The following is a 17,185-nucleotide window of genomic DNA, read 5'->3' as shown; positions in this document are numbered from 1 at the left end:
ATGACCAGCACCACTGCCCCGAAAACCGTGCGGACCCTCATCGCCCCTGACAAGTTCAAGGGCAGCCTTACCGCCAGCGAGGTAGCACAGGCCCTGGCAGCAGGACTTCGCTCCGCCGCTGATGTGCCCGGCACGGCCGGGACGGTCCAGTGCGAACTGCTACCCCTGGCAGACGGCGGCGACGGCAGCGTCGACGCCGCCGTCGCGGCCGGCTTCACCCGCCGCAGTTACACCCTGGCAGGCCCCACCGGCCAGCCGGTCCAGGCGAGCATCGCCTTCGACGGCGAAACCGCCGTCGTCGAGGTCGCCAACACCTGCGGCCTGGCGCTCCTGCCGGAAGGCAGGCTGGAAGCCCTCAACGCCTCCAGCCGGGGTTTCGGCGAGGCCATCCTGTTCGCCCTCAGCCTTGCCCCTGCAAGGATCGTGTTGGCGCTGGGCGGAAGCGCCAGCACCGACGGCGGCATGGGAATGCTCGCCGCCCTGGACTACAGCTTCCGCGACACCCACGGCCGCCAGCTCTACGGCAGCGGCCGGGCCCTCAGCCAGATTCACTCCATCCACCGGACTGCGCTGCCGGAGCTGGCCGATACAGAACTCATCGTGGCCAGCGATGTCCACAATCCGCTTCTTGGTCCCAATGGCGCCCCGGCGGTCTTCGGCCCGCAGAAGGGCGCGGACGCCGAGGACGTTGCTAGCCTCGACGCAGGTCTTGAGCACTTCGTCGCGAAATTGGCCGAGGCCGGTTTCCCCGGCGCTGCTGACCTGGCTGAGCACGAAGGCGCGGGCAGCGCCGGCGGCATCGGCTACGCCTGCCTGCTCCTGGGGGCACGGCAGGTTTCAGGCGCCGACTACTTCCTGGACCTCCTCGACTTCAACGCCCGCAAGGACAGCTGCGACGTGGTCATCACCGGAGAGGGCAGCATCGACGAACAGACCCCGGCCGGCAAGCTTCCCGCTGCGGTCGCACGCCGGGCCGGAACCCGCCGGATCATCGCAGTCGCCGGGAGGTCCCTGCTTCCCAGGGAGCGTTGGTCCGATATGGCCCTGACCCGGGTATACACCTTGGCCGACTACACCGACCAGGACTCCTCGAAAGATCCCGAATTGTCCGCCACCTTGCTCCGGCAGATCGGCAAAGACATCGCAACAAGCCTCCTGTAGCGACCTGCCGCAGGAAACAGAAGTGCCCGCCCAGGGGGTAGCCCGGGCGGGCACCCTTTACTTCGGGCACCCGTTGGGTCGCGCTCACCGGTTTTGGTGGCGAGTCTCCTGTTTATGTTCGGATTGGTTTTTTCCTATCCGGATAGTAGGCAACAAGTCTTGGACGTGCTTCCATTCACCAGAGCACAGTGGTTTCAACCCCTACGACGGAAGGACGAGGATGTCCAGAGATCTAACCGCATCAGCCACGCCCAGCGATCCTGAGCAGACGGACGTCCGCGCCGCCCTGCTGGGCGGTAAAACGTTCCGCAGCCTGAGCGAGCAGAAACTATCGCCGCGGGAGGAAAAGTTCGAACGGGCACGTCAGACGCTCGGCTTCTTTTTGGCTCCTGCAGCAGCACTGATCTTCGCGCTCCTGCCTACCGGCATGGATCGTACACAGCAATTGCTCGCGGCCGTCCTGCTGGGTGTGATCATCCTGTGGATCTGTGAACCGGTACCTATCCCTGTTGGCGGACTGATCGGCGTCGTAGCCGTGGTTCTGCTGGGAGTCGCGCCGGCCAATGAAGTGCTGAGACCCTTCGGATCGACCACGATCTTCACCTTTATCGGGGCGTTCATATTGGCGGCGGCGATGCTCAAACATGGGATAGCGCAGCGCCTGGCTTTCGCCGTCCTCTCCATCCCGGGGGTCGCCAAATCAACCTACCGCGTCATTATTGCCTTCGGAGTGATCACCTGCCTTCTGTCGGCGTTCGTCTCGAACACCGCGACAGTGGCCATGCTGATGCCCACCGCTCTTGGCATCCTCGCCGTCATCGCGCAGCTCATGCAGGACCGCGGCGTCGTAAAAGCCGACTTCGATCCCCTGCGCCTGCGGGTTGGTGCGGCCTTGATGCTCATGCTCGCTTACGGTGCCAGTGTCGGCGGCCTGCTTACGCCTGTTGGTTCACCTCCGAACCTCATCGGCCGGGGACTCATCGAGGAAGCCACAGGAGCCAAGATCGACTTCGTTCAGTGGACCGCTACAGCCGCGCCCATCTGCGCAGGCATGTTCGCTGTTCTGGCATTGATCATGTTCCTGCTCAACAAGCCGGAGATCCGCCGCATCGAAGGCGTGGACGAGTTCATCCAGGAACAAAAAGCCCGGCAAGGGAAGATGTCCCGTGCTGAGATCAATACCCTCATCGCCTTTGGCCTGACTGTCACTCTTTGGCTGCTCCCGGCCTTCGCGAGCCTCACCGCCGGTACGGACTCCGCCATTTACGCCTTCCTGGATGACCGCCTCGACGAGGGCATCGTCGCAGTCATCGGCGCATCCCTGCTGTTCATCCTCCCCACCAACTGGAAGGAACGCCGCGCGACCTTGACCTGGTCCGACGCGGCGAAGATCGACTGGGGAACCATCATCCTCTTCGGCACCGGCATCATCTTCGGCGCCCTGCTCTCCGCGACCGGGCTGGCCGAGACCATCGGAAAAGCTGCCGCTGACAACCTGGGGATCACTAACATCGTGGCCATCACAGCATTCTCGGCGCTCCTGGCGATCCTGATATCCGAAACCACGAGCAACACCGCCTCCGCCGCGGTCGTGGTACCGATCGTCATCCCGTTGTGCGTCGCCATGGGAGTAGACCCCTTCGTGCCGGCCCTGGCTGCAACCTTTGCCGCCTCATTCGGATTCATGTTGCCGGTGTCTACACCGCAGAACGCCATCGTGTACGGCTCCGGCGCAGTTCCCATCACCCGGATGGTGCGCACAGGCTTCGGCTTCGACATCCTGGGGGCGATCCTCATCATCAGCATCCTCCCGATCATGGTGGGAATCACCGGTATCGGCAGATAGCAAACCCACGACACCGGCCGAGATTCCGCCAAAGGCCCCCGAACTCGCCGCCTCGCTAAACAGGAAAGCGCGGTTCCACAGGCTGGCGAAGCGGTTCGGAGAAATGCGAGAAGGCTCCGTTACCGCCCTGGCCCTGCTGTGTCTGCGACGTTTTTGGCTGCTGTCCTTATGTTGTTACCGGGTGAAGTTCCGCGGCCGTTGTAGGGTCGTGGCTACCCAGGGGAGGTGGGTATGGCTTCGGTTGCTGTGGCTGGACGCTCGCTTGTGACGGCTTCGAAGGATTGGCCGCCGGCCACCCCGCGATGACCCGACCGCTGATTGAGTGACGCGACATGATCGCCGGATAAGGACACGACGGCGCGGTTATCTGCTGGGCTCTTCCCATCCAACAGACTGGAGGCTGTTCTTGGTGCACCTATGGGACGGTATCGATGCCGGCAAAGCCCATCATCACTGCGTTGTGATTGACGCCGACGGAAACCGGCTGCTCTCACAGCGAATCCCGAACGACGAACCAGCCCTGCTCCAGCTCTTGGGCAGCGTCCTCGAGCTCGCAGCCGGAGGGCCAGGTGGTCTGGGCGACCGACTTGAATCACAGCGGACCGGCGCTGCTGATTGCGTTGCTCGTCGGTCACGGCCAGAACATCCTCTATATTCCCGGCCGGACCGTGCATCACGCCTTTCGGATCTACCGCAGCGAAGGCAAGACCTGCCAAGGACGCCGTGATCGCGGACCAGGCCAGGATGCGCTCTACTGCTCAGGGCGACGAAAGCACCTCCAAAGCCCAGCTCAGGATGTCCGCCTCCACGGCGTCCAGGAGAGGAACGCCGTGGATGAAGGCATCGAGTTCCATCTCGCACGCGTTTCCGCCCTGACGCCAGTAGTGAAGCCAGAGGCGAAACAAGGAAACGTCACCTGTTTCCACCAGGGAAAGTGCTACCTGCCGGGGATCACCGCTACTCATGCTAGGAACCTCGGAACGACCGAAGTGGCCATGCCGGCGAAATTGTGCCCCCGCGGCAACTGATCAGCATACTGACTATTTGTTCATCCGCCTCGGTCGAGGACAAGGTCCCTCCGGGGAGCGTCGACCTCGTTGTCTCGCGGATGGCACTGCACTACCTTGAGGACCTGGACGCCGTTCTGCGGTCCTGCCGTGCCGCACTGCGCCCCGGCGGGAGGGTGTGCTTCTCAGTTCTTCACCCCGTGATCACCTCATCAGACGTGCAGTCATCCCCGGACCGGCCGCGTGGAAGTTGGACGGTTGATGACTACTTCGTAGGTGGAGCACGGGAGCGCTCGTGGATGGGTGACACCGTGACCTGGTTTCATCGGACAGTCGAACAGTATGTGGGCGCGCTTATTGGTGCAGGATTCACCCTGACAGCTCTGCGCGAGTGCGAACCGGAACCTGGCCGATTCGGCGGAGACGAAGCCGAGTTGTCGCGCAGAAGGCGTGTTCCGTTGTTCTTGCTGCTCTCAGCCCGGGCGACCTAATGCCAGTTGAGCGTCCAGCTCCAGGGGAAGACCCCAGTAGCGTCCCTGAAGACCCGAGTGTGGAGACAGCAGTGCAAAGCGCGGACATGCCATCCTCAAGGCTTGGAATCCGGCTGAAAGCAGGAGCCTCCGAGGCTGACGCCCTGCGGGTTGCAGGCTGCGTGGATGCTGCGCTGAGTAGTGGGGAAATCTCCATTACTTCCCCCACACCCTGACTCACTCGGCGCGGACGCACCCCTCCCGCTTCTTGGGACTGGCACCTAGAAGCGGGACTTGTCCGGTACGGCCGATGCATGAAAGATGAACAAAGATCTCGTCAACAATATCGGCAGCAGCGGATCCTGGACCACGACCCGTTCTTTGCAGCCTTGACCAACTAGCGAAGGCGGGCCTGATGGTAAATACGGACAGGGTAGACATCAGTTATCGCCTCTACTCCCTGGTTGATGACAACATCCCCGCGATTCCCTCCCCGCAGCAGTTGAAGGACTGCAACGGTCTCGTCTGCCCTTTGGACGCCGGAGCGGTCATTCTCACCGGCACCGATACCGGTTTCATCACCGTCGGCGTGTCATTGCTGGACTCCGAGCCCGAGTTTTCTCTTAATGGCTGGGAGGAGGCCGTCGACGTCTCGATTCATGCCCCGAAAGGGCAGCTGGCCGTGGATGGGTTCAACGACACTCCATCGCTGCCGGAACTCAGTACCGCCGGACCCGGCTGGTACAGGATCCGCTGCCTGGCACGCGGACGATTATCCGAATTCAACACCATTTCCATCGAGTCCACGGAGGAACACCTGCTCCTGGTGTGGCCCGCACCGCCTGCTCCTGAAAAGGTTCACCACGTGGCCTTTCGGTTTGGTGAAATCCCCTACGATTACCGGGGCGGCCGAGCACTGAGTGAACCAGACCGCGGCGCCAAAAAGATGTTCGGCAGGCTGAAGAGATATAAACGACAGCACGGAATGCTGTGAGGCAGAAGCGGAAGAAGCACAGAATCACCTATCAGTATGGGGGCGCCGGATCGGAGTGGTTGAATGTTCGGTAGATCTGGCGGGTGATGTATCTCTTGAGGCTGCGGATGATCTCTTTCTTTGGTGCGTCCCTGGCTTGTTCGTTTGGCGACGTAGTCTCTGGTTACGGGGTCCCTGTTCATTCTGATGAGGGCGATGGTGTAAATAGCTTTGTTGAGTTGGTGGTCGCCGCCGCGGTTCAAGCGGAATCTGGTGGTACCGCCTGATGAGGCCGGGACCGGGCAGGTGCCGGCCCGCGTTTATCATGCAAACCATTCCCTTCCTTGCCGTGAAGGTAGGACGAGAGCTACTGGCGAGGATGAGGCAGAGGAATTCCGCCAGCCGTTATGCCGGCACTCTCTGCAGGAGTTCCTAGGCGTATCAGGCCCCATTTAGGGAACCCTTACCGGGACTGGCCGTCCAGCACTTTGGGCCCAAAGTGGCCAGGAAGGAGCGCTCGGTGGAATGCAACCCCTGAACGGGCATTCGTCATCACATCAAAATGACCAAAACTTGGTCGGCGTCCCTGGCGCGGAACTTGCGCTCCGTCGAGCATCTATTTGGTGAGGAGAGAGCCGCTTTAGCTACGCGCCGCTGCTCGAGCAACGATATGGGGACGAATTTCTGAAGGAGGAAAAAGCCGGTCCTCACCGAACCATAATGATGAAATGAAGCTCCGTTCCCAGGTGCCTTTTCCCCACCGCGGCAAGCGATTTTCGGCGTCTGTTGCGGTCAACGCCCTTGTGGTGATTGCTTATTCGTCTGGTTGCGTTGTGTCTTCGGGGGACGGATACCCGCCCTGTATGCCGCCCGCCTTTTCAGTGAACCCGCCGAGTGCGAAAGCCGGCGACAAGGTGACGGTCCAAGCGTCGGACGCCGGCTGTGATCCCCGCTACGGCGAGAACGCGCTTATCCGTGTGACGGTCACCGACGCGACTGGCACGAAGGTCATCGACACAACTGCGCCGATGAATGATGCCGGCGGCTTCATCTTCACCTTTGACGCCCCATCGCAAACGGCGGTCGGTGAGGCAGCAGTGGAAGCATTGCCGCACAACGTTGATTGGTGCGATGACACTGGCAGGAACAACCGTGTCCACGGGGCACCGATCACTCTGGAACGGACATTATGTGCTGCACGAATAGAGACGCTTAGCATCAGCTCTGGCGGGAGCGGGGATTCGACGGTCACTAGCCCAGACGATAAAGGGACCGGTGGCTGAACACCGGAGCGAATGAGAAGCGCAACGCCCCAACCAATGCCCAGAGTTCCCTGAACACTAAGGAGTGGCGGAAGGATGTTACCAGGGCCCTCACTCCACCCGCGTGCTGGCGGGGCGACGGGCGGGCCGTTCGGAAGGGGAACGTTGAGCGGGACAAAATGGCTGCACCCAAGGGTTGTTGTCCCGCACGAGGATCCTTTACCGGACACAGAGACAGAAACTCGTTAGGGGTGCTCGCCCCCCAGCGCGAGTGAGCCTGCCTGACTACAAGCGTCAGTGCGTTATGTCCTTGGGGAACTTCTACCGGATACAGGGTCGCGGCTAATTAATCGAAGGTTCATTTCGGCACATGTGTGAGGAGGGCGATTTCTATGGCCAGTCCCAGCACTGCTATGCCGAAGCCAATGATGCGGTAGGCACCCTTATCCGGGGCGGCAGCGTTGAAATACATCGAGGCGTTCTCCTTCGCATGCTGACCAAGCCAGTGGGCTGATCCGCGGAAGTCTGTGGCCAAAGACAATCCCAGCAGGATCGCGAGGCCGGCGGCAGTTATCGCCGCCGTCCAAAAGAATGCTCCTCGCAACTGCCCGAGCACCGTTGTTGCGACGATGGCGGCGAAGAATAGAACGAATAGCATTTTTAGGGGCCAGGGTATGGGCGCCTTTGACTGCATCGGTTCCCCCCAATGATTAGGGCATGATCCTCGAAGCTTCGACCAGGTGAGTATGGCAGTTTGATTCAGGACCGGCGTGACGGCTTGAATCAGGACCACCGACGACTCGCCGGCTGCTTGTGACGGTTTGAGTCAGGACCACCCTCAGTGTTGCTTTCATCTGTTGAAAGCGATCATTTGGAGGTCCGGATGAGGGTGCGCATGGAGCTGTTTGCCAAGATCCGCAGAGACGCCCGCGTAGAGGGCATATCCATCCGCGGGCTGGCAAAGCGGTATCAGATCGGTCGGGACACAGTCCGACAGGCCTTGTCGGATCCCGTCCCGCCGGCCCGGAAGAAACCGGTGAGGTCATCGCCCCGGCTGGATCCATTCAAACCGGCCATCGACGCCATGCTGACCGGGGACGCGACGGCGCCGAGGAAGCAGCGTCATACCGCCCGGAGGATCCTAGCCAGGCTGATTGAGGAACACTCAGCGGAGGAACTTTCATATTCGACGGTGCGAGACTACGTCCGAGTCCGCCGGGCGCAGACAGATGTGGAAGCCGGCCGCAGGATTGAAGTGTTCGTCCCGCAGGAACACGCGCCGGGCGCTGAGGCCGAAGTGGATTTCGGTGAAGTCTGGGTACTGCTCAATGGCGTGAAGACGAAGTGCCACATGTTCGTCTTCCGGCTCTCTCATTCCGGCAAGGCCATCCACCGGATTTACCCCAAGCAGGCGCAGGAGGCTTTCCTGGAAGGCCACATCGAGGCGTTCAATGAAATCGGCGGCGTGCCGGTCAGGCAGATCCGCTACGACAACCTCACCAGCGCGGTCTCTTCTGTGGTGTTCGGGCAGGGTCGGCAACGGCAGGAGAACGACCGGTGGGTGCTGTTCCGCTCGCATTACGGCTTTGATGCCTTCTACTGCCAGCCCGGCATTGGCGGCGCACACGAAAAGGGCGGGGTGGAGGGCGAGGTGGGCTGGTTCCGTCGCAACCGGCTTTCCCCGATGCCGGTCGTTGAGTCGCTGGATGAACTCAACGACCGCATCCGGGCTTGGGAAGTCCAGGACGAGCGCCGGCGGATCATGGACAGGATCCACACCATCGGTCAGGACTTCGCCAATGAACAGCCGTTCCTGGCGCCGTTGCCATCGGAGGAATTTGATCCGGGCCTGGTGCTAAATCCGACGGTTGACAGGTCTTCGATGGTCACGGTGCGGATGGTGAAGTATTCCGTCCCGGCGCGGTTCATCAGCCGGAAAGTCCGGGTCTCGCTGCGGGCATCTGAAGTCGTGGTGTTCGATGGCCGGGCCGTGATCGCCCGGCATCAACGGGTAGCCGCTCGGTCTGGACAGTCGGTCCAGTTGGACCACTACCTCGAAGTCCTCAAAACCAAACCCGGTGCCCTGCCCGGTTCCACCGCGCTGGCCCGGGCAAGGCAGTCCGGGGCGTTCACCGGTGCCCATGAGGCCTTCTGGGCCGCGTCCCGCCGGGTCAATGGCGACGCCGAGGGGACCCGTGAACTCATCGATGTCCTGCTGCTGCACCGCTCGATGGACGCCGGAGACATCCAGGCAGGGATCACCGCAGCGCTGCGCGTCGGAGCTGTCAGTGCAGACGTCGTCGCGGTCGAGGCCCGCAGACACGCAACGGCGTCTTCCGAGTGTGGGCACGATTCAGACCGTCATCCCGGTGCTCTTGCTGAAATAACTGAAATAAATATGCAACGGGTTGTCAGCCTGACCCAGCGCCGGCTCATGGACCCGGCAGCGGTCATAGCGGGGCTCCCGCCGGATACCCGTGTTTTGCCCTCGGTCAGCGCCTATGACGAGCTGCTGGCGAAACGCACCGAGCACTCTGCAGGAACACCGTCGAAGGAGCACATCTCATGAGTCCCACCGCACCGGCCACCACCATCACCCCGACCCTGCGCCGACGCCGCGGCCTCACCGAACAGGCAGCAGTCGCCGCCGTGGACCAGGCCTGCCGCCGGCTGCGGCTGCCCACCATCCGGGTGGTCCTCGATGAAGCCCTCGCCGTTGCAGGAAAGGAACAACTGAGCTACCAAGGATTCCTGGCCGAGTTGCTGCTGGCCGAGTGCGACGACCGGGACCGGCGCTCGTCCATCCGCCGAGTGAAGGCCGCGAACTTTCCCCGGGACAAGTGGCTCGGGGATTTCGATTTCGATGCAAACCCGAACATCAATCCCGCCACCATCCACACCCTGGCGACCGGTGACTGGATCCGCAAAGGCGCGCCCCTGTGCCTCATCGGAGACTCCGGGACCGGTAAATCCCACCTGCTCATCGGTCTCGGCACCGCCGCCGCAGAGAAGGGCTACCGGGTCAAGTACACCCTCGCCACCCGGCTCGTGAATGAACTCGTCGAAGCTGCAGACGAGAAGGTCCTGGCAAAGACCATTGCCCGCTACGGCCGCGTGGACCTGCTCTGCATCGACGAGCTTGGCTACATGGAACTGGACCGCCGCGGAGCCGAACTCCTGTTCCAAGTCCTCACCGAACGGGAGGAAAAGAACTCCATTGCGATCGCGTCGAACGAGTCTTTCTCCGGCTGGACCAAGACTTTCACCGACCCGCGCCTCTGCGCCGCCATCGTGGACCGCCTCACCTTCAACGGCACCATCGTCGAAACCGGCACCGCCTCCTACCGACTCGCCCACACCATCGCCCAACAAAACGCTTAGCCCTCCAAGACAGCGAGGACATCCACCGTCCTCTAGGGAACCGTGAGCGGGACGTTCACGGTTCCTTTCGTCAGTAGTGAGGCGATGCCACAGCTACTCGTCGTCGGCGGCGTTCTTGTCGTATGACCGCCTGCGACTTATCCATCTGTCCCGATATTCATCGGTTTCTCGTGCCGCCCGGTTTCCACTCAGCTGGGCCCAGGCCGCTATCAAGCTAAGAGCCACAGTGCCAAGTACGGCGAACACCGCTTCGCCCGCACCCACCCAGATCCAGACGATGGTCCCGATGATCAGTATGACGACGACGCCGCCGTAATTGCGATGGCTTTCATTCCCGAAATCTAGTCCTGCTGTCCGTGTTTTGCACTGCCGTTCCCTGTCCATGAAGAGGGGCTCCCGTTAGGGTCAATCCGGTGGGCTATCCGGTCAAGGAGCGCAAAATGGCACACGATGAAGCGCCCGCAGAGCCCTCCATTGCTGTTGGTGCTGCGCACATTCCTGGCGATGCTCATCATGGAACGAGGGCGCGGCCCTGAATCGAGCCGACTTAGTGGTCTTGAATCAAGTTGACATATTCACGGGTCAGTCGCTCCACCGCATCGGCGAGGGACACGGCTTCGCGGTCGCCTGTGCTGCGATCCCAGAGCTCGACCTCTCCGTCGGCCGCGCCGCGGCCCACGATGATGATCTTCGGCACGCCGACCAGTTCGGCATCGCCGAACTTCACCCCGGGCGAGACCTTCGGACGGTCGTCGTAGAGCACGTCCAGACCGGCGGCTTCGAGTTGCGCCGAGAGGTCGGTCGCCACATCGAAGGCGACCTGGTCACGACCGGCAGCGACCACCTGCACGTCGAAGGGCGCGACGGATGCGGGCCAGATGAGGCCCTTCTCGTCGTTGTTCAGCTCGGCGATGATCGCGAGGATGCGCGTCACGCCGATGCCGTACGACCCCATCGTGACCGTGACGAGCTTGCCGTTCTCGTTGAGGACCTTGAGACCGAGGGTCTCCGCGAAGAAGCGGCCGAGCTGGAAGACATGCCCGATCTCCATTCCGCGAGCCAGCTCCACCGGTCCCGACCCGTCAGGCGCGGGGTCGCCCGCGCGCACGTCGGCGATCTCGACGATGCCATCCGCGAAGAAGTCCCGTCCGGCGACGACCGAGTTGGCGTGCTTCTGATCGATGTTGGCGCCGGTGATCCAGCTCGTGCCCTCGCTGACGCGGGGGTCGACCAGATAGCGGATGCCGGTCGCCGAATCCTCGCCGAGCACCGGACCTGTGGGAGACCAGGGACCGATGTAGCCCCGGACGAGCAGCGGGTTCTCCTCGAAGTCGTCGGCGGTCGCGGTTTCGACCTCGGCCGGGGCGAAGGCGACCTCTGCGCGCTTCTCGTCGACCTCGCGATCGCCGGGGATGCCGACGACGACGAGCTCGCGGGTCCCGTCGACATGGGTCAGAGCCAGGACCACGTTCTTGAGCGTGTCCGCCGCCGTGTACTCCCCCTCGAGATGCGCGTTCGCGTGCGCCACGAGGGTCTCGATGGTCGGCGTGTTCGGGGAGTCGAAGATCTCGGGCGCGGCGTCAGGATCGAACGCGACCGCGTCGGGCACGGCGGTCGAGAACGCCTCCACGTTGGCCGCGTATCCGCCGGCGCTGCGGACGAACGTGTCCTCGCCGACGGGAGTGGGGTGCAGGAACTCCTCACTGCGCGCACCGCCCATCAGGCCGTTGTCCGCATTCACGATCACGTACTCGAGGCCGAGACGCTGGAAGATCCGCTCGTAGGCGTCACGCTGCGCCTGGTAGCTGACCTCGAGGCTGGCATCCGACGCGTCGAAGGAGTACGCGTCCTTCATCGTGAACTCGCGGCCGCGGAACAGCCCGGCGCGAGGCCGCGCCTCATCGCGGTACTTGTCTTGGATCTGGTAGATCGTCAGAGGCAGATCCTTGTAGGACGAGTAGAGGTCCTTGACGAGCAGCGTGAACATCTCCTCGTGAGTCGGCGCGAGGAGGTAGTCGGCTCCCTTGCGGTCCTGAAGCCGGAAGATGCCGTCGCCGTAGGACTCCCACCGGCCGGACAGCTCGTAGGGCTCGCGCGGCAGCAGTGCGGGGAAGTGGACCTCCTGAGCCCCGGCGTTCGTCATCTCGGAGCGGATGATCGCTTCGATCCGCGTCTTGACCTTGAGCCCCAGTGGCAGCCACGTGAACACACCGGGAGCGGCACGGCGGATGTAGCCGGCGCGGATCAGCAGCCTGTGGCTGGTGACCTCTGCATCAGCAGGGTCTTCGCGGAGCGTGCGGAGGAAGAAGTTCGAAAGACGAGTGACCACCGGGCAAGTCTACTGACCGGCAGTCACTCGATTCCACGATGCGTCAGTTGGGCGCCGGGAGTCCGGTCGGGATCACGCCGCCCGTGTACAGGCTGGCCGCGAGCTCCGGCACGGCGGTGAGCGCGACCCGCTGGGGGAGCGGACCGTTTTTCTTCAACGCTCCTACCGGGTGCTGCTTCAGCGCACTCCTCAAGTGTCTACATCTGTCCTGTTCTGTCTCCAACGCATGAACGAGTGACTCCAGGGACGCCAGCATCTGCTCCTCATCGGGCATGTCCCCACGATGAACCGTAGCTAGCATGCGTGACTTCATGGTCGATTCCGCCATCTCTACGGAGATCTGGCGTACCTTGGCAAATCGTTGAACGAGGTCACGGAATCGTGAAGAAACAACGATGTTCTCAGCCACCTCAACGAGCCTGGTCCGCCCTGGCCTGCAGGCCCGCCAACTCCTGGACGAACACTCCAATGCGGCGTCCAGCCACCTGGCCGAACTTATCGACCCCGGAAAGACGGAGAGATAGCGCCCGAAATTGCGGCCTCCGGGTTTGTATCGCCGCACAGACGCCGGTCATGAACGCTTCTTAGGTCGGCATGACCATAGCGGGCAATGGTTTTCGTAAGGACTTTCTCGTCGGCGGCTTTCAGGAGTTCGTTCACGAGCCCCGGGTCGCCAGAGTGTATTTGACCCGATCTCCCCTTCTCAGCCGCGGCAATGCCCAGTCCAATCAGCCAGGTGGGACGTGCCAGTCCCGTAGTCCCCGATCATGCACAAGCATGGGCCCTTACGGATCCAGTCCCCGGTCGCGAGGGTGTGGATGGTTGCGGGATTGATGTTCGGATTCGCGTCGAAATCGAAATCCCCGATCCACTTGTCCCGCGGAAACCCGGCTGCTTTGACGCGGCGGATCGAGGAGCGCCGGTCCCGGTCATCACACTCCGCCAACAACAGTTCAGCAGGGACGCTAGTAAGACAGTTGTTCCTTCCCGGCGACCGTCAGGGCCTCATCGAGAACCGCCCGGACGGTATGTAGGCGAAAGCCGACGGCATGCCTGGTCCACAGCCGCGACCGCGGTGGTTGCGTCAGGCACTCTTGGCCCCACGGGGCAGTTGTAGTTGGCCCCACCCCGAGACGTTCGTGGATCGAAAAAGTGGGCGGCCCGTAGCGTGCGATGGTTTTGGCCAGGGCTTTGTCGTTCTCGGCTTCGACGAGTTCGTTCACGAGCCTCGTGGCGAGGGTGTATTTGACCCGGAAGCCGCAGCGGGAAGAGTGTCGGCGTCGAGTGCCGTTCCGCCGCGGGTGGCCACGAAGCCTTCAGCGCGGCCGGACGAAGAATAATGTCTTCCGGTGGCAAACACGTCCCGCACCGGACGTCCCGCCGGCTCTGATTAGGGCCATAGCTGAGGAAGTGCGTAGTGACCCCAACCGTATTGTGGCTCGTTCGCAGCTGGGAGCCGGGGACGTCGTGAACCCAATCGCCGCGGCTGCTCGGGCCGGACTCAATCCATCGCGACGCAACTTCAGATAACTTTCAAACAACCAGCGGTATCCGACCTCTTTGTCGATGCCGGCCGCACGGGGCCGAGGGTTTGAGACCAATTCCCTGCTTGATTGAGGCCAGAAACCGTGATACCTGCTGGAGAAGAAGAACTGAAATAGGTGTTGCTTCAATCGACATGCCGCTACGTTCTGATCAGATCCGTTGCGGCGATGGTCCGAGACCGTTACCGGTGCTCCGCACATTCGCTGGCACCAGTCAGCATGGATCGAGGGTGGCCCTGGATCAGGCTGTCTTAGTGGTCTTGGATCACGTTGACATATCCAACCAGGGTTTCTATGTCCTCTTTGGGGAATCACTTTCCGACTCTTCCCTGCGGGTGCACGGCTCTGACTGCTTGTTGGCGCGGCGGCAGCCTATATTTACGGCATGGACGTCAACGGATCCCACCGGAGAGTGAGTCGTCTTAGCAAATGGATCACCGCTCCCGAGGGCTGGATGGGCGCCGAATCTCAGCAACTTTCACCGTTGACGCTCTTGCTTGTGCTCGTAGGCCCTGGCCTATTGGCATTCGCCGTCATGCAGGCTCTTTTCGGACTTTGGGCGGGCATCGCATCATTCTTGATCCTTGAACTTGGCGTGCTCGCGCTGGTTCGACGTGACTATGCTCGAAAGAAAGCCGCAGAGGAAGGCCGCAGAGCCGACACTCCAGAAGGCGATGCTCGCAAAGATCAGGAAACCGATCCAGAGTAAAGCTGTCTTGGCGAACGATGGCCTCCTCGATTTCAGGACGTCCCGAATGGGGGAACCTTCAGAGTGCTGGCGCACGAACACATTGATCTTCCCCTTAACGAAAGTGCGATTATTTGTTGCTCCGCACCAGGAAGTTGGGGGCTAGCTGGCTCCAGCCTCGCTCACCCTTGACTGACTCCAGACTCTTCTCCGCAGCGCCGTGAACTACTAGCCAGGCCGCTTGGGATGTCGCCCGGTATTCGAGCTTCAGACCTCCGGATTCAGCGTTTTTCACCAATCCACAACCCATAGATCCGTTGTCTTTTCCGGTGGCATCGACGGGAATCATGCAGATTTTGTCCCCCGCGGCCACTCCATAGAACGTGATGCCATCAACTTCGCCTAACCTTCGGGTCTGCGAGGGATCGATGCCGATGTAGCCGTCGCGGTCAAGGCGGGACATTATTTCTGCCGGTACTTTATCCGCCTCCTGCTGCGGATTGGACAGTGACGGGATGATCCTCGATGGATCATCGAAATCAACCTGGGGCGCCTGTGCAAGGCCCAGGAGTGCCGCTGCAGCACCTGCAGTCACCACTCCGGCAAGAGTGATTTTGAATCCAGTGCGCATGTCTGCGACCCCCAATGTCCCCCAAGGTTGCTCTGAGGGTAGCGCCGCGATAATACGGCCCTTCGCAGATGAGCGTGGTTGGGGCCTCTGACGCCGAGGGTGGGAGTGTGATTTGATGCCGCTGCGGCGTGGTGCGGGAGGAGAGAGGTCAGGGCCTCTTTGAATTGGTAGCGACCAAGCTTCCCAATAAAAAAGAGACCCTGATATGCCCCAATGCTACTTCCTGCCCGGGCGGTCGATGGTGCGAGCGGGCAGACGCGCTTCTTGGTGTCGAAGGTATCCACGTCTGCTCTGTCACCGCGGCCGTGACCGGCCTGGTTCTGCACGTCGAGACAGCCGAAACTGTCAGTGGTTGTCCGGACTGCGGCGTCGTCGCGATCGGGCACGGCCGCCGGCTGGTCCGGCTCCATGACACCCCGTGTTTCGGCCGTCCGGTGCGGCTGCTGTGGGCCAAGCGTGTCTGGCGCTGCCCGGACCCTGACTGCCCGAGAACCACATTCACCGAAGAGCACGAGTTGGCCGGTCCCCGGGCAAAACTCACTGCCAGGGCCGTGACGTGGGCGACCGACGGCCTGCAGCGTTTCGACACCTCGGTCTCGGCTCTGGCGCACCAGCTCGCCGTCTCCTGGCACACGGCCTGGGACGCCATCAAGGCAGAGGCCGCCCGGCGGATCGCAGCGGCCGGCAGGCTGACCGGGGTGGACGCGCTTGGCGTCGATGAGCATGTCTGGTCCCACACCGGCCCGCCCGGCACTGGAATGGTCACCGGGATCGTGGACCACACCCGCGACGCCCAAGGTGCGGTGCATGCAAGATTGCTGGACCTCGTTCCAGGTCGGTCCGGGAAGGCATACGCCGACTGGCTCAAAGAACGTGGCGAGGAATTCACGGCCGGCATCAAAACGGCGGCGCTGGATCCGGTCCGCGGCTACGCCAACGCGATCCGCGATGAACTGCCCGAAGCCATCACCGTCCTGGACGCCTTCCACGTAGTAAAACTCGGATCAGCCATGGTCGATGAGGTCCGCCGCCGGGTCCAGCAGGACACCCTCGGGCACCGCGGCCGCAAGGGCGATCCGCTCTTCGGCATCCGCCGGACCTTGCAGATAGGCGCCGAACACCTCACCGACAAACAATCCGCCCGACTCGACGCCAAGCTCACCCTCGGGGACCCGGACCACGAAGTCACCCTGGCCTGGCAGTGCTACCAGAAGCTCCGCCACATCTACCACGCCAGCCCTGCCCGGGGCAGAGAACTCGTCAACGAAGTCATCGGTTCATTCCCGGCCTGCCCGATCCCCGAGATCTCACGCCTGGGCCGCACGCTCAAGCAATGGAAGACAGCAATTTTGGCCTACTTCGACACCTTCGGCGCCTCCAATGGGCCCACTGAAGCCATCAACGGCGTCATCGAAACCACCCGCAGAATCGCCCGCGGCTTCCGAAACTTCACCAACTACAGACTCAGATGCCTACTCGCCGCCGGCGGCCACCGCCCCTACCGGATCAAACAAACGAACCATGCCTAAATGCGAAGGGCCGATAATACGAGGGCAATGGAATCTCCAGGGGTATTTCACAACTGCCCATAGAACGTTCTCGGAAAGGTGCGGCGAGGCTGAATGCATCCTCACGTTGACGTTAGTAATTGCCGAGGCCGCTTAATCGAGAATGCGGCTGCTCCCAGGGCTGCACCTAGTACTACAGTCGCGGTTATTTTGTCGTCCATCGGCGTTTTAACCGCCTTCCTGCGGGTGGGCGTGTTAATCCTTGGCGGTGGGCGATGATATTTGTGTGGCAGACGTACAGGAATGGGCCGATGGACTGGCGGAGATCGGGGATCTGGTCGGGGCCAGGTTCGCCCGTTCAGAACCGCGGGCGAACGCTGTGGAG

The 17,185-nt window shown here is 62.1% G+C and carries 17 protein-coding genes and 2 pseudogenes; 11 read left to right on the top strand and 8 right to left on the bottom strand.

Going from position 1 to position 17,185, the window contains the following annotated elements:
- The 3 genes and pseudogenes from J7E82_RS18460 to J7E82_RS18450 all read left to right on the top strand — a co-directional run.
- Entirely contained in the window at window positions 1-1,161 is a 1,161-nt protein-coding gene (locus J7E82_RS18460; RefSeq protein WP_214865273.1) for a glycerate kinase, read from the top strand.
- A 220-nt stretch (window positions 1,162-1,381) separates the two neighbouring features.
- The gene (locus J7E82_RS18455) at window positions 1,382-3,007 is read left to right on the top strand and encodes a DASS family sodium-coupled anion symporter (RefSeq protein ID WP_214865271.1); all 1,626 of its coding nucleotides are present in this window, start codon (window positions 1,382-1,384) and stop codon (window positions 3,005-3,007) included.
- Between the two features lie 406 nt (window positions 3,008-3,413).
- Window positions 3,414-3,769: pseudogene (locus J7E82_RS18450) on the top strand (IS110 family transposase); the annotation flags it as partial.
- Here J7E82_RS18450 and J7E82_RS18445 read toward each other — a convergent pair.
- The gene (locus tag J7E82_RS18445; RefSeq protein WP_214865310.1) at window positions 3,766-3,972 is read right to left on the bottom strand and encodes a hypothetical protein; all 207 of its coding nucleotides are present in this window, start codon (window positions 3,970-3,972) and stop codon (window positions 3,766-3,768) included. The pseudogene J7E82_RS18450 and the gene J7E82_RS18445 sit on opposite strands and share 4 nt — an antisense overlap.
- A 44-nt stretch (window positions 3,973-4,016) precedes the next feature.
- Here J7E82_RS18445 and J7E82_RS18440 point away from each other — a divergent pair, with 44 nt between their 5' ends.
- Window positions 4,017-4,505 (top strand): trans-aconitate 2-methyltransferase, encoded by a 489-nt coding sequence (locus J7E82_RS18440; RefSeq protein WP_214865269.1) that lies wholly within the window; start codon window positions 4,017-4,019, stop codon window positions 4,503-4,505.
- Between the two features lie 394 nt (window positions 4,506-4,899).
- Complete coding sequence (locus J7E82_RS18435) at window positions 4,900-5,478, top strand: hypothetical protein (protein WP_214865267.1); 579 nt, start codon at window positions 4,900-4,902, stop codon at window positions 5,476-5,478.
- On the opposite strand, the gene J7E82_RS20875 is transcribed toward J7E82_RS18435, so the two are convergent.
- The gene (locus J7E82_RS20875) at window positions 5,382-5,720 is read right to left on the bottom strand and encodes a hypothetical protein (RefSeq protein ID WP_251042110.1); all 339 of its coding nucleotides are present in this window, start codon (window positions 5,718-5,720) and stop codon (window positions 5,382-5,384) included. The two genes, J7E82_RS18435 and J7E82_RS20875, sit on opposite strands and share 97 nt — an antisense overlap.
- Window positions 5,721-6,185: 465 nt before the next feature.
- Between J7E82_RS20875 and J7E82_RS18425 the strand changes: the two genes are divergently transcribed.
- Window positions 6,186-6,740 (top strand): hypothetical protein, encoded by a 555-nt coding sequence (locus tag J7E82_RS18425; RefSeq protein WP_251042109.1) that lies wholly within the window; start codon window positions 6,186-6,188, stop codon window positions 6,738-6,740.
- Window positions 6,741-7,077: 337 nt separating this feature from the next.
- Here the strand turns inward: J7E82_RS18425 and J7E82_RS18420 are convergent, their stop codons facing one another.
- On the bottom strand, window positions 7,078-7,377 hold the full coding sequence (locus J7E82_RS18420; RefSeq protein WP_214865265.1) for a hypothetical protein: 300 nt from the start codon (window positions 7,375-7,377) through the stop codon (window positions 7,078-7,080).
- 225 nt (window positions 7,378-7,602) lie between these two features.
- Here J7E82_RS18420 and istA point away from each other — a divergent pair, with 225 nt between their 5' ends.
- Window positions 7,603-9,288, top strand: coding sequence for an IS21 family transposase (istA, locus tag J7E82_RS18415; protein ID WP_214865263.1), 1,686 nt, complete (start codon window positions 7,603-7,605; stop codon window positions 9,286-9,288).
- Window positions 9,285-10,100, top strand: coding sequence for an IS21-like element helper ATPase IstB (istB, locus tag J7E82_RS18410; protein WP_214865261.1), 816 nt, complete (start codon window positions 9,285-9,287; stop codon window positions 10,098-10,100). Before istA ends, istB begins: the two co-directional genes overlap by 4 nt.
- 93 nt (window positions 10,101-10,193) lie before the next feature.
- Here istB and J7E82_RS18405 read toward each other — a convergent pair whose 3' ends face one another.
- From J7E82_RS18405 to J7E82_RS20870, 3 genes are all read right to left on the bottom strand, one after another.
- Window positions 10,194-10,484 (bottom strand): hypothetical protein, encoded by a 291-nt coding sequence (locus J7E82_RS18405; RefSeq protein ID WP_214865259.1) that lies wholly within the window; start codon window positions 10,482-10,484, stop codon window positions 10,194-10,196.
- Window positions 10,485-10,647: 163 nt separating this feature from the next.
- Window positions 10,648-12,429: a proline--tRNA ligase gene (locus J7E82_RS18400; RefSeq protein ID WP_214865257.1), complete on the bottom strand. Its 1,782-nt coding sequence runs from the start codon at window positions 12,427-12,429 to the stop codon at window positions 10,648-10,650.
- Between the two features lie 43 nt (window positions 12,430-12,472).
- Window positions 12,473-12,838 (bottom strand): hypothetical protein, encoded by a 366-nt coding sequence (locus tag J7E82_RS20870; RefSeq protein WP_251042108.1) that lies wholly within the window; start codon window positions 12,836-12,838, stop codon window positions 12,473-12,475.
- On the opposite strand from J7E82_RS20870, the gene J7E82_RS21080 reads away from it, so the two are divergent.
- On the top strand, window positions 12,825-12,953 hold the full coding sequence (locus J7E82_RS21080; protein ID WP_285289760.1) for a hypothetical protein: 129 nt from the start codon (window positions 12,825-12,827) through the stop codon (window positions 12,951-12,953). The two genes, J7E82_RS20870 and J7E82_RS21080, sit on opposite strands and share 14 nt — an antisense overlap.
- Window positions 12,954-12,999: 46 nt before the next feature.
- On the opposite strand, the pseudogene J7E82_RS21375 reads toward J7E82_RS21080, so the two are convergent.
- Window positions 13,000-13,533: pseudogene (locus tag J7E82_RS21375) on the bottom strand (ATP-binding protein); the annotation flags it as partial.
- A gap of 825 nt (window positions 13,534-14,358) precedes the next feature.
- On the opposite strand from J7E82_RS21375, the gene J7E82_RS18380 reads away from it, so the two are divergent.
- The gene (locus tag J7E82_RS18380) at window positions 14,359-14,682 is read left to right on the top strand and encodes a hypothetical protein (protein WP_214865255.1); all 324 of its coding nucleotides are present in this window, start codon (window positions 14,359-14,361) and stop codon (window positions 14,680-14,682) included.
- Window positions 14,683-14,791: 109 nt separating this feature from the next.
- Here the strand turns inward: J7E82_RS18380 and J7E82_RS18375 are convergent, their stop codons facing one another.
- A complete protein-coding gene (locus tag J7E82_RS18375; protein WP_214865253.1) occupies window positions 14,792-15,292 on the bottom strand; it encodes a hypothetical protein in 501 nt (166 codons plus the stop codon).
- 305 nt (window positions 15,293-15,597) lie between these two features.
- Between J7E82_RS18375 and J7E82_RS18370 the strand changes: the two genes are divergently transcribed.
- The gene (locus tag J7E82_RS18370; protein WP_308113949.1) at window positions 15,598-16,821 is read left to right on the top strand and encodes an ISL3 family transposase; all 1,224 of its coding nucleotides are present in this window, start codon (window positions 15,598-15,600) and stop codon (window positions 16,819-16,821) included.
- Window positions 16,822-17,185 lie beyond the last annotated feature (364 nt).

Source organism: Arthrobacter sp. ISL-30 (assembly GCF_018613855.1).
Classification (GTDB): domain Bacteria; phylum Actinomycetota; class Actinomycetes; order Actinomycetales; family Micrococcaceae; genus Arthrobacter.
This window is presented reverse-complemented; position numbering and strand designations above follow the sequence as displayed.